At 66.3% G+C, this 11,756-nt stretch carries 13 protein-coding genes; 1 reads left to right on the plus strand and 12 read right to left on the minus strand.

The window, feature by feature from the left end; all coding sequences use genetic code 11:
- Positions 1-330: 330 nt before the first annotated feature.
- From ACOI2T_RS11150 to ACOI2T_RS11185, 8 genes are all read right to left on the minus strand, one after another.
- Positions 331-531 carry a ferredoxin gene (locus ACOI2T_RS11150; protein ID WP_409501250.1) on the minus strand — a complete coding sequence of 67 codons (201 nt, stop codon included), beginning with the start codon at positions 529-531 and terminating at the stop codon, positions 331-333.
- Positions 528-1,733: a cytochrome P450 gene (locus ACOI2T_RS11155; RefSeq protein WP_409501251.1), complete on the minus strand. Its 1,206-nt coding sequence runs from the start codon at positions 1,731-1,733 to the stop codon at positions 528-530. Before ACOI2T_RS11155 ends, ACOI2T_RS11150 begins: the two co-directional genes overlap by 4 nt.
- A gap of 147 nt (positions 1,734-1,880) precedes the next feature.
- A complete protein-coding gene (locus tag ACOI2T_RS11160) occupies positions 1,881-2,675 on the minus strand; it encodes an NAD(P)-dependent oxidoreductase (RefSeq protein ID WP_409501252.1) in 795 nt (264 codons plus the stop codon).
- Positions 2,675-3,493, minus strand: a complete 819-nt coding sequence (locus tag ACOI2T_RS11165; RefSeq protein WP_409501253.1) for an NAD(P)-dependent oxidoreductase — start codon at positions 3,491-3,493, stop codon at positions 2,675-2,677. Before ACOI2T_RS11165 ends, ACOI2T_RS11160 begins: the two co-directional genes overlap by 1 nt.
- The gene (locus tag ACOI2T_RS11170) at positions 3,493-4,359 is read right to left on the minus strand and encodes an alpha/beta fold hydrolase (RefSeq protein WP_409501254.1); all 867 of its coding nucleotides are present in this window, start codon (positions 4,357-4,359) and stop codon (positions 3,493-3,495) included. The genes ACOI2T_RS11165 and ACOI2T_RS11170 overlap by 1 nt, the downstream gene beginning before the upstream one ends.
- Before the next feature lie 2 nt (positions 4,360-4,361).
- Positions 4,362-6,017 (minus strand): thiolase C-terminal domain-containing protein, encoded by a 1,656-nt coding sequence (locus ACOI2T_RS11175; RefSeq protein WP_409501255.1) that lies wholly within the window; start codon positions 6,015-6,017, stop codon positions 4,362-4,364.
- A gap of 6 nt (positions 6,018-6,023) precedes the next feature.
- Positions 6,024-6,251, minus strand: a complete 228-nt coding sequence (locus tag ACOI2T_RS11180) for a ferredoxin (RefSeq protein ID WP_067847726.1) — start codon at positions 6,249-6,251, stop codon at positions 6,024-6,026.
- Positions 6,248-7,543 (minus strand): NADH-ubiquinone oxidoreductase-F iron-sulfur binding region domain-containing protein, encoded by a 1,296-nt coding sequence (locus ACOI2T_RS11185; protein WP_409501256.1) that lies wholly within the window; start codon positions 7,541-7,543, stop codon positions 6,248-6,250. Before ACOI2T_RS11185 ends, ACOI2T_RS11180 begins: the two co-directional genes overlap by 4 nt.
- A gap of 27 nt (positions 7,544-7,570) precedes the next feature.
- Here ACOI2T_RS11185 and ACOI2T_RS11190 point away from each other — a divergent pair, with 27 nt between their 5' ends.
- A complete protein-coding gene (locus ACOI2T_RS11190) occupies positions 7,571-8,044 on the plus strand; it encodes a hypothetical protein (protein ID WP_409501257.1) in 474 nt (157 codons plus the stop codon).
- 5 nt (positions 8,045-8,049) lie between these two features.
- On the opposite strand, the gene ACOI2T_RS11195 is transcribed toward ACOI2T_RS11190, so the two are convergent.
- From ACOI2T_RS11195 to ACOI2T_RS11210, 4 genes are read right to left on the minus strand one after another with little or no spacing between them, the layout of a single operon-like run.
- Positions 8,050-8,964 (minus strand): alpha/beta fold hydrolase, encoded by a 915-nt coding sequence (locus ACOI2T_RS11195; RefSeq protein ID WP_409501258.1) that lies wholly within the window; start codon positions 8,962-8,964, stop codon positions 8,050-8,052.
- Positions 8,961-9,350: a Rieske (2Fe-2S) protein gene (locus ACOI2T_RS11200; RefSeq protein WP_085143751.1), complete on the minus strand. Its 390-nt coding sequence runs from the start codon at positions 9,348-9,350 to the stop codon at positions 8,961-8,963. Before ACOI2T_RS11200 ends, ACOI2T_RS11195 begins: the two co-directional genes overlap by 4 nt.
- A gap of 2 nt (positions 9,351-9,352) precedes the next feature.
- A complete protein-coding gene (locus ACOI2T_RS11205) occupies positions 9,353-10,495 on the minus strand; it encodes an amidohydrolase family protein (protein WP_085143750.1) in 1,143 nt (380 codons plus the stop codon).
- A gap of 15 nt (positions 10,496-10,510) precedes the next feature.
- Positions 10,511-11,614 carry an amidohydrolase family protein gene (locus ACOI2T_RS11210; RefSeq protein ID WP_409501877.1) on the minus strand — a complete coding sequence of 368 codons (1,104 nt, stop codon included), beginning with the start codon at positions 11,612-11,614 and terminating at the stop codon, positions 10,511-10,513.
- Positions 11,615-11,756: the final 142 nt, after the last annotated feature.

An 11,756-nucleotide genomic window follows, 5' to 3' on the forward strand; every position in this document is an offset into this window, starting at 1 on the left:
AACGCCTCCTGCGTAACATCCTTCGCCTCCGTACCATGCCGTCGGCACCAGCATGCACTCTGGCCCCTCCAGCCTCCTGCGGATCGCGAATTGTGTTGCCCGCCTTGCAGCGACAATGTCGCTGATAGCCGGGCACGCAACCACCGGGGCTGGTTGGGAACAGGATGTCTTTGTGTCTCTTGTGGTTTAGCATTCCGGGACGGGTGCTGCCCCTGAGGCATATGTGGCGGTTTCAGCGACTTTGTCGCTAACAGCCGGGCCGACCGTCACCATTCCCGTCCGGCGCCCCGTGGAGTGAAAACCGCCGCGTACGAAGACGAACCGCAGCGACTACTCGTCGTCTATCGAGATGGCCTGGCGCGGGCACTGTCGGACGGCCTCGCGGACCGCGGCCTCGTTCTTCGGCGTCACGTCCTCCTGCAGGACGTGCAGGTAGTCTTCGTCGTCGAGATCGAACACCTCGGGAATCACGCCCATGCAAACGCCGTTGCTTTCGCACAGGCCGAAATCGACATGGATTTTCTTGGTCATGAGCGCAATACCCTCACTGGCACATGCGAATAACCCGCCACGTTCTGCATGTGCACGCGCTGCAGCCCGTCCCACTGCACTTCGTAGCGCGGCATGAAGTCGAGGAGTTTCTCCAGCGCGATCGCGCTCTCCATGCGGGCCAGCGCCGCCCCGAGGCAACTGTGGATTCCGTAGCCCAGCCCCAGATTCTGCGCTTCGGTTCGGTTGCGGTCGATGTCGAAGGCGTCGGCATTCGTGAACGCATCGGGATCACGGTTGGCCGCCGCGCTGATCAGGAATACCGGCTTGCCCGCCGGGATGGTGCCGCTGGGAACGTGTGCCTCTTTCAGCGTGTAGCGCACGTTGTACTGCACCGGGCCTTCGTAGCGAAGGAGTTCCTCGACCGCGGCCGGAACCTTGTCGCGGTCGTCGAGCAGCTTCTGCCACTGCTCGGGGTGGCGCGCGAACAACACCATCGCCGTACCGACGAGCTTGGTCACGGTCTCGGCGCCCGCGCCGCCGAGCAGGGTCGCGAAGCCCGTGATCTCGATGTCGTCCAGACGGCGCATCTGGCCGTCCTCGCCCGGGATCTCGGCGGCGATCAGCCGACTGATCATGTCGTCCTGCGGGTGCTCCCGCCGCTTCTGCACGAGCGAGTAGTAATAGATCGCGGTGTCGATGTTGGCCTGTATCCCGGCCTCGGAGTAACCGATCTGGCCCGGTTCGCGCGACAGGCTCGTGTCGATCCAGTGCCGGACCTGCTGACGGTATTCCGGGTCGACACCGGCCATCCGGGTGATCACCTCGACCGGGAACGGGCCGGAGAAGTCCTGCACGATGTCGAACTCGTCGGAGTCGATCATGCCGAGGTAGTGGTCGATCTGCTCGACGATGGTGTCCTTCTGCGCCTGAACGGCCCGTGGCGTGAAGGCCTTGTTGAGCAGGCTGCGCATGTGCCGATGGTCGGGCGGATCCATGAAGATGATCGATTTCTGCGGCGGCTCATCGCCCTGGACCATCGCCAGATCGCAGCCGCGCGACGACGAGAACGCCTCGTGGTCCTTGAGTGCCGCCGCGACGTCCTCGTGGCGCGTGAGGGCGTAGAAGTCCTGCTCCGCGCTGTAGTGCAGCGGGGCCTCCTCGCGCATCTGCCGGTAGATGTCGAAGGGGTTGTTGAAGTAGTCCTCCGAGAACGGATCGAATATCACCTGAGGCTTGGTCATGGGCTCCTCCTCCACGGCGGGCTGTGCCGGAAGCGCACTGAGAGGCGTTACGGGAAACTGCTGAACTGTAACGGTAACAGTAATCCGTTTGAGAGTCGTTGAAAAGCACAAAATAGGTGTTGATCAGGTCGCGATCGGCGCGCGGCCTTACTTCAGTGCCGCGCTGACCGTCGCGTCGAGCAGACCCAGATCAGTGCCCAGCTCAGCGGCTGTCGTGCGTACCACGGCGACGTCCTTGCCGATGAACTCACCGACCCTGGTGATGAACGCATCGGCCGATCCCGTCGCGGCGATGCCGCTGAGCGCGCGGCTGCCCGCACTGCCGTGCGTGAGTGCGGTCAGCAGCGTGGATTCGTCGATGCCGAGCTCACCGCCGAGGCGGACGCCTTCCGCGACCAAGCCGATCTGGGCCGCGAACAACGTGTTGTTGACGAGCTTGACCCGTTGGCCCGCTCCGATCGGGCCGACGTGCAACAACGGATCGGCGTATGCGGCCACGGCCGGCCGGGCTCGCGCGACGGCATCGTCGGAGCCGCCCATGAAGACCGTCACCGTACCGGCGGCGATGTCGTGCGGACCTCCGCTGACCGGGGCGTCGACGACGGCGACGTCGTGTTCGGCTGCCCGGCGCGCGATCTCCTCGGCAGTGCGCGGACTTCCCGTGGTGTGCAGCACGATGACCGATCCGGGCCGCATGGCGCCGACCAGGTCGTCATCGAGGCAGATCGCGCGCACCTGCTGGTCGGTGAAGACGCACACGATCACGACGTCGGCGTCTCGGCCGGCGTCCGCGGAGCAGGACACCGGATGCGCACCCAATTCGGCTGCGGCGGCGCGTTTGTCGTCGGTGCGGCCCACCGCGTGCACGTCATGCCCGGCCCCGACGAGGCGCTGCACCATCGGGGTGCCCATCCGGCCGACACCGATGACACCGATACGCATCAGCGCGGGTGGTTCATGAGCGCCAGCGCCGCATCGGCCGCGTCGAATACGGCGCCCTGAGGCGCCGATGCGGTGTCGGCAAGACTTGCCGCGTGCCGGCAATCCTTCTGCAACAGCGCGCCGGCGATGGGTGCCAGGTTGTCGAGCGTGCCGCCGAACATCGCGATGCTGTTGAGCGCCTTGCTGGTCGCCGAGCCTCGCGTGATCACCTCACACAGCGCCGAACGTGGAACACCGAGGGCCTCACCGAGTTCCAGTGCGCTCATCGCCGCACCCAGATTGGCGCTGAACAGCAGATTGTTGAGGATCTTGGCGACCTGGCCTGCGCCGACCCCGCCGAGGTGCACGATGGGATCGGCGTAGGTGGCGAACACCGGGCGGGCGCGTTCGACAACGTCGGCGTCTCCGCCGACCATCACGAGCAACGTGCCCGCCGTGGCCGCGGGTTCGCCACCGCTGACCGGTGCATCGATCACCGAAACACCCTGAGCGGCAGCCTGTTCGGCGATCTCGGCGCACGTGTCGGGATGCACTGTCGAATGGATGGCGATGATCCCGCCGGGCGCCAGGCCGGCCAGGACACCGTTTTCGCCGCCGAGCACCTGCCTGACGTCGTCGTCGCCGACCACGCACAGGCACACGAGGTCACTGGCCGCGGCCAGTTCGGCGGGGGAGCCGGCGACCTTGGCCGCGGTGTCGGCGAACGGTTCGACCGAGGCCGGTCGGCGCGCCCACAGTGTGGTTTCGTAGCCGCCCTCGACGATCCGGCGAGCCATCGGGGCTCCCTGGCTGCCCAATCCGATAAATCCGACTCGCATCAACCTGCCTCCACTTCCGTTGCGGTGCGGGCGGAACCTGCCACGCACTCATCGGCAAACGACAAAACCCTGCGGTGATACGTGCTGGCGGTCAGTCCGACACTCAGGTTGTGACCGCTTTCGGCGACCTCGCCGACATCCACCCGCGGTGCGGCACGAAACAGCGCGGCGATCTTGGCGAGCGCGTCGGCGTCGGACTCCCAGACGTTTTCGTGATCGCCCGCCAGGAACTGCACCGGCACCGTGACTTGCGCTGCAAGCTCCGGAAAGTCGTGGGATGCCCAGGTTTTGACGACGTCGGCCTCGTACAGCGTGCCGCCAGCCGACAAGCCGTTGCCCAGCACGTCGGTGGGGTACAGGCGCTGCGGTTGCCACAGCAGGTCGCGGAGCCCGCGCGGACGGCGGTCGACGGCCGCGTTCTTGAGGATGTCACGAGCTCCGGACCGATACCGCAGCCCGGTGCCGGCCAGCGACACACCCAGAACGGATCCGGTGACCGCCATCCGCACCGCCAGTTCGCAACCCATCGAATGGCCCAGCAGAAACACCGGGTCCGGGCCCGCGATGCGCTCGACCGCACCGAAGGCCAACGCGACACGTTGATCGGGGTGTGCCATCGAGTCGGGATAGGCGGCCGACGCGCCGTAGCCGGGGCGATCCAGCGCGACCACGGTGAACCCGCGCTCCACCGCCGCCCGCAGCAATGACAGCTCGGGATGGCCGGGGCAATCGAAATAGGCCGACGTGGTGGCGCCGCCGTGCAGTGCGACGACGACGGCGCGCGGGTCGGCCGCCTCGGCGACCAATGCCGACATCGGCACGCCGTCGACCATGACGACTCTGGGGTGCGGGGCGCTCCTGGCCATGGTCAGTCGTCCGTCCGCAGCAGCAGCACCCCGCTTGGGGTCAGCCCGCCCGAACTCGCCACGGCCACCTTGGCGTTCGCGACCTGCCGGTCGCCGGCCTCGCCGCGCAATTGCGTGACGGCCTCGTGGATCAGGCCCATGCCGTGCGTGCGGCCGTGCGACAACTGACCGCCGTGGGTGTTGAGCGGGATGATGCCGTCGCGCGCGATGTTGTGGCCGCCGTCCAGAAAGTCCTTGGCCTCGCCGATACCGCAGAAACCAAGTCCTTCTAGCCAGGACAGGCAGTTGAAGGTGAAGCCGTCGTAGAGCTCGGCAACGTCGACATCGCTGGGCCGCAACGAGGTTCGCGACCACAGGTGCGCGCTCTGGCCGAGCACCTGTGGTTCGTGGGTCAGTGTGGTCTGGTCCCAGTCGAGGCGTTCGATGATCTGAGTGCCCACCGCCTCGAACCGGATGGGCGGCTTGGCCAGATCGCGCGCGGCGTCGATGGCCGACACGATCACGGCCACCGCGCCGTCGCACGGCACGTCGCAGTCGTAGAGGCCGAACGGCGTCGTGATCGTACGGGCCGACAGGTAGTCGTCCATCGTCATCGGATCGCGGTAGATCGCGGTGGGGTTCAGCGCGGCGTTGGCTCGCTGGTTGAGCGCGATCCAGCCGAGTGTTTCGCGGGTGGTGCCGTATCGGTCGAAATGCCTTCCCGCGTTCTGCGCCAACGTGTGTGCGGCCGAGGTGGCGCCGTACGGGTGTTGCCAACTGTTGGTGCGGCCGCCCATGGGCGGCGACATCTTGCCTTCCTTGACGAGCTGGCCGAACGTCGCCTCCCACAGCGTGCGGAAGCACAGCACGTGCCGGGCCATGCCGGTCGCGACGGCCATCATCGCGGCGATGACCGAGCCGCCGGGACCGAACGTGTCCATGCCGCCGTTGATCCACGTCGGCCGCAGTCTGAGCGCGCCCTCCAGCGCGCTGACGCCGCCCTCGCCCATGCCGGCCATGTCGAGGCCGGGATAGGTCGACAGCCCGTCGATGTCGTCGAACGTCAGGCCGGCGTCGGCGACCGCCTCCGCGGCGGCTTCGATGGTCAGCGACAGCGGCGGGACCATCAGCCGGCGGCCGATCGTCGACATCCCGATGCCGGTGATCGCGGAGTGGTCCTCGAACTTCTTCTCGGTCAGCATCGGCCGGACGTACTTGCCGATGTCCTGGGGCGCGATCTCGTCGACCGGGGAAGGAACGGGGGTGGTGTCGGCGGACGGTTTGAACACCGGCAGCCAGACGTCCTCGACGTGCTGGAAGTCGACCTCCACCGGCTGCCCGAGCTTCAGGGTCTCGGGGTCGCAGTCGACGATGTTGGTGGTCAACCGGACTCGCGGATCCTCGGCGACGGCGACCTCGGCGACCACATACGGCGGTGGCAGGTCTGGGAAGCCGAACCGGTGGTTGATCGTGAACCCGGCCAGCGAACCGCGTCCCGACACCTCGCGCACACCCAGGTCACGACTGCGGCAGTAACGGCACACCGGCTGCGGTGGATGGATGAGCGCGTTGCAGTCCTGGCACTCCTGCAGCCGCAGCACGCCGTCCGCACCTGCGGTCCAGTAGTACTCGTTCAGCGCGGTGACGGACGGGAGCGGACGCCCGGGTATCTCTGCCAAGTCGGCCTATCCCTTCTCGCCGGCGGGGCGCCGCCGCTTGTCTTTCAATTCGATGATCGCGTGCACCGGGCAATCCAGTAACGCACGCTTGACGGCATCCTCGTCCTCCGCGGGCACCGCGCCGGTGCCTTCGAGCGACGCGTATCCCCAATCGTCGAGCGGGAAGTACTCCGGTGCGTGTTTCGCGCACAATCCGAAGCCGTCACACATCGTGCGGTCGAGCTTGACCTTCATACCGCCATCACCGCCTCCAGTTGCTCCACCTCGTACGGTCGCACCGCCGTGAATGCCGCGGAATCACAAGTGCGGCAAGAATTATCGAGATGGCGTTGCACGATGCCCGGGAACTGTGCGAGCAGGCTCGCAGCGACGTTGGCCGCCCCGTCGAGAGTCGCGCAGGCCCCGCGGCCGCGCAGCACGACAGACCACCGGCGCAGCCGCGCCACGTCGTCCTCGGTGGCGTCGCCGTCCCGCAATGCCGTCGCGACCGCGGCCATGGCCGCCGTGCCGTTGAAACAGGATCCGCACTGGCCGGCGTTCTCACGGTCGAAGTAGGCCAGCACGGCCGCGGCGACGGCCACCGGGCAGTCGTCGGTGAGAATGCTGATGGCGCCGCATCCCAAACCGCTGCCGAGCCCGCGGACGGTCTCGTGATCGAGGCTGGCGCCGAGGATGTCGCGATTGAGCAGGCCGGCGAAGTAGCCGCCCATGAGCGTACCGCTGACCTTGTCGGGCGAAACACCGTGCAGCGTCAGAAGATCGGAAAATGCGACACCGTGCGGCAGCTCGTACAGAGCGGGCGGGCGCCCGCCTCCGGTGATCGTGGCGAGGAAGGTTCCCGGGGAATCGCCGGTTCCCACCGACCGGAATTCGGCGGCGCCATGCTGATGGAGATAGGCGAGGTGCGTCAGTGTCTCCACGTTGCTGATCAGGGTGGGCAGGCCGTCGACACCCTCCTCGAACGGCCGCGGCGGCTTGTCGGTGGGTTTGGCCGGCCCGCCGTTCACGACGTGCACGGCAGCGGTCTCCTCACCGGCGACATAACCCGGGGCGACTGTGACCAGTTCGACTGCGGTGGAGCCGAATTCGCCGCTCAGCTCACCGAGGGCATGCTGCACGCAATGCGCGGCCGCGGCGTCGGACACGTACACCACAGCACGATCGGCAGCGACGATACCGGCGGCCAACCGCAACCCGTCGAGGACGGCGTGCGGGCGGTTCCGCAGCAGCCACCGGTCCTTGACCGATGCCGGCTCACCTTCCTCACCGTTGGCGATCACGACGGCCCCGCCCGCATCATGGCCGTTGTCACGCACCGTGCGCAGCTTCACCGCAAGGGGAAACGCCGCACCGCCACGCCCGAGCAGCCCACTGGCGGTCACGGTGTCGAGAAGCTCCTGCGGGTCGTCAAGGGGGCCATAGCCTCCCGCCGTCGTGTAATCGGCGAGGGTCTCGGGCTCGGTGCGCAGCAGCCGCGGCGTCAACCCGGGCCAGGCCGCCACCGTCAGATCGGTCGTCATGGTCACATCCCGTCCCCGGCTAGGCTTACCGGCATGAGAACTGCGGTGGTGCGAGTCGGAGTGGACCCGGCGGGGGAGCTCGGGCCGCAGCAGCTAGCCGACGGCATGGCGGTGCTCCGGGAACTGCTCGTCGAGCGTGGTGCCGACGTGCTGGACAACCAGCTGGCCGGCCTTCCGGCGCACCGACGGGAAGTGGAGGTCCTCATCGCCGGAGAGGATGCGCGGCAGCTGCAGACTGTCGCGATCGATCTGTGCGCCAAGGCCTTCGGTACGACACCCGCGGCGGGCGTGGTGACTTTCGTCAGCCGCGGTACCGACGAGGATGCCCGCGGGGTGCTCGCCGGGTTCGGGCTGTCCGGCGAGATCGCCCGGTCGGTCGATCAGGACGGCTGGGACGTCGTGAGCGTGACGCTGCGCAAGGCCGACCTGGAACGCATCCCGGAAAGCCGCATCCACACCGCACTGGAAGCCTCGCTCAACTGCGAGGTGCACATCCGAACGGTCTGAGGCCGTCACGACTTCAGGAATTCCAGAATCGCGGGTGCGGCCTGCACCCACGTGTCGAACATGTTGAAGCGCTTGACCTTCCCGGATGCGCGTGCCTCGCCGGCCCGCTCCCAGGCGTCCTCGGGCCACGGCGGATCGATCAGCTTGGAGCCCTTGATCAGGCAGCTCACCTCCAGTGAGGTGCGCTTGGGATGGTCGAGGTCGTTCTCGCCGCCCCGGATGATCAGCGTCGGAACCTTGATGTTGTCGAACATCTCGTCTTCGACGCCGGGGATCGTCTGACCCGGTTTCGGTACGAAGGCATTGAGCCAGCGCAGCATCAGCTTGAGGAACTCGTCGGAGTCCTGGGCCAGGATGCGCTCGCGGTTCGCGGGGTTCTCGGCGATCCGTTCCTTCCACTCGTCAATGTTGGCAACGGCTTTCATACCGGCGCCGCGTACCGCGAGGATGCTCGGAACGATGTAGTAGGAGCCCAGGACGAACGAGCCGTACACGCCTCCGACGATGTTCCACACCACGAGCTTGGTGACGATTTCGGGATAGAGCATCGTCGTCAGCATCGAGTCCCGAGCGCCGCCCGAGCCGCCCGCGATGATGCACGGCCCGATACCGAGTTTCGAGATCAGCGTGTAGAGCGTCTCGGCCCGCATGTGGGATTCGCTCTGGCCGTAGAACTGCACGTCGGACTTGCCGCAGTTGGGGCGGTCCCACAACAGCACGCGATAGCCGCCTTTGACGAGCGCCTGCGCCAGCGGCCGCAGCCCGGGGATGTCCTTGCTGAACCGACCGCCCGGGGTGAGCGCGATGAAGTCACCCTCTTTGCCGAGGATCTCATAGACGACGTTGCCGCCGTTGATCTCTATGGACTTCTCGCCCCGCTTGAGGTCCGGGGTGCCAAGGATCGTCGCCGTATCGCTCATGCCATCACCAACACTTCATCACCCACGACCCGCACCGGGTAGGTACGGATGCTCCATTCCGGCTTGACCGCGGTGGTGCCGGTTGCCAATTCGAAACCCCATTGATGCCAGGGGCAGTAGATGTACTCCATGTCGCGCACCATGACCGCATCGCCCGGTGCGGTCTCGTCGACGACGGTGCGTCCCCGCGCCCGGCCCGCGCACAACGGACCGCCCTCGTGCGGGCAGTAGTTCGCGATGGCGTAGAACGTGCCGTTGACGTTGTACACGCCGACACCGTGGCGGCCGATCGGCACCAGTTTATGTGTGCCGGGCGGGATTTCGTCGACGGTGGCGACGACGTGCTCGCGTCCCTGTGCGAGCCGGGGCGGTTTCTGCTCGGCCAATTTCAGAACACCCGCACCTGGCCCTCGAGGACCGGAACGGTCTCGGGCAATTTGTAGGTCTCAATCCCGTTGCGGAACATGATGGCCTCGCGGGCGTGGTCGGGGAGATGTTTGACGAGCCAGCGCGGATCGTCGAACGTCCAGTGCGGGTAGTCGCTGCTGTAGAGCAGGATCTTCTCGCACTCCATCCATTCGAAGGCCCGCGACAGTTCGGTCTTGTCCTCGGGATAATCGAGAGGCTGGGTGGTGAACTTGATGTGGTCCTTGACGTACTCGCTGGGTTTGCGCTTGATGTCCATCCACGACTTGCGCGCCTCATAGATCGCGTCCATGCGCCACATGAGCGGCAGGATCCAGGTGAACGCGTGCTCGACGAACACGATCCGCAGCGTCGGGAACCGGTCGAACACGCCGTCGAAGATCAGGCTCATCACCTGATTGGCCGCCAGCAGCGAGTAGGTGACCATGAAGTCGTGGTTGTAGCTCGGCAGCCCCACAGGCGGAATCGGGAGTGTCTCGTACTCGCCGCGCGACAGGTGGCAGCTGACGGTGATGTCGTGTTTGGTTGCCGCGGCCCAGATCGGGTCGTATTTCGGATCGCCCCAGGATGGGCGCGGTTCGGCCTTCATGAGAACCTGCGCCATATAGGGATGTTCGGCCCACTTCTCGATCTCGGCCACCGCGGTGTGCGGTTCCTCGATCGCGACACAGATCGAACCCCGCCACCGCTCATGCCAGTTGTTGTGGCTGTCGAGCCAGTGGTTGGCCAGCCATTGGTTGATCGCGGTGCAGTACGCCGCGGTGGCCTCACCCAGCCTGGCCTCGGAATGGGTGGGCTCCAGGATCGCGATGTCCGAGCCGGCCTCCATGACGAGCTGGCGCAGGGCCATATCCGGGTCACTGCAGGCGAATTCGCCGTCCGGCGGGAATGCGTCGACGCGCATCGCGTAGGCGTGCGCGTAATCCGGTGCGTCGTAATAGATCTGTTCGCCGACGGGGTGGCTGCGGAAGTACTTGCTGCGCCAGGGTTCGGGAATGTACTCGAGCAGTTCGCCACGCTTGGGCATGGGGTGGACGTCGGAATCCACGCACCGCACAGCGATTCGCTCGGCCGCGGGCACCCGCGGGTTCGCCGTAATCGTCATCTCACAAGCCTCCCTCTACTGTGCCGCCACGGCCGACGATGTGAGTGCGCTCTGCAGGCCGTAGAGCTCGGCCGCGTTGCGCCACAACAACTTTTCGCGTTGTTCGGTGGTGAATGCGGCCGGTACGCGGGGTTCGTTGAGCTGCCAGTGCGGGTAGCTCGACCCGAACATCACCATGTCTTCCTTGCCGGTGAACCCGAACCATTCGCCGGCGAACTCGACATCTCCGGGCCCGTCGAGCGCGCCTTGCACGAAGTAGACGTGCCCGGGCAGGTAATCGCTCGGCATTTTCGGCGCCCACGGCGTTTGCTCAAGGTGGGGACGGCCGAAGCAGTCCATGCGCCACATGAACGGCGTCAGCAGATCGGCGGCGCCGTCGGCCCACACGAATTTGAGCGTCGGTGTCCGTTCGAACACGCCCTCGGCGATCATGTTCATCAGGTGGTAGAGGTAGTTGAGCGCCATGAAGCCGAGGTACTGCTCGTAGGTGCGCGTCTTGCCCGACGGCGTCGGCGCGAACTGGATGCCCGCACCGCCTTCGATGTGGACGGCCACCGGCAGTCCGGCGTCGGCGGCAGCGTCCCACAGCGGCCAGAATTGCGGCTTGCCGTACAGCTCGCGCGATTGCATCGGAATGCCGATCTGCACGACGCGCGGATGGTCCTGGTACTTCTTGATCTCGCGCAGCGCCCCGGTGATGTCGTCGGGGTTGACGCGGATCGTGCCGCGGAACTTCTCGCCGTGCTCGTCGTGTTCGAGCCAGCGCGTCACCATCATCTCGTTGTGTGCGCTGGCCAGCGCGGTGCCCAGATGACGGTCCGGCATGATGCCGCGCGTCATCGGGTGCAGGATCGCGATGTCGACGCCGCGGTCGTCGAACAGGTGCTGAGCCGCCAGATCCGGGTCCGATCCGGGGTACTGGCGGTCCGGTCCCTTGGTGCCCTTGGCGTACTCGCCGCCGGGCGCGCCGTACCAGTTCATCTCGTAGTCGGGAAAACCGCGGCTGGCGAACGGTTCTCGTAGGAAGTTCTGCCGCAAGTCCTTGTTGGACCCGAAGAAGATGTGCACGCTGGTGTCGATGACGGGGGATTGGGTTCCGTCGCTGTGCTGGATCACCAGGGCTGCCTCCAATGACGGTGTGCCGACGACACCGGATCTCTTTGCAGTTTAGATCGATATTCTTCAATAGCAAGAACATTGTTCTCGGGCGCGAGCTTCGTTCCGGTGCAGGTGAGCGCCACTGCTGATCAGCTGCGCGGCG

It is taken from the genome of Mycolicibacterium wolinskyi str. Jessa 2025, assembly GCF_049241375.1.
GTDB classification, from domain to species: Bacteria; Actinomycetota; Actinomycetes; order Mycobacteriales; family Mycobacteriaceae; genus Mycobacterium; species Mycobacterium wolinskyi.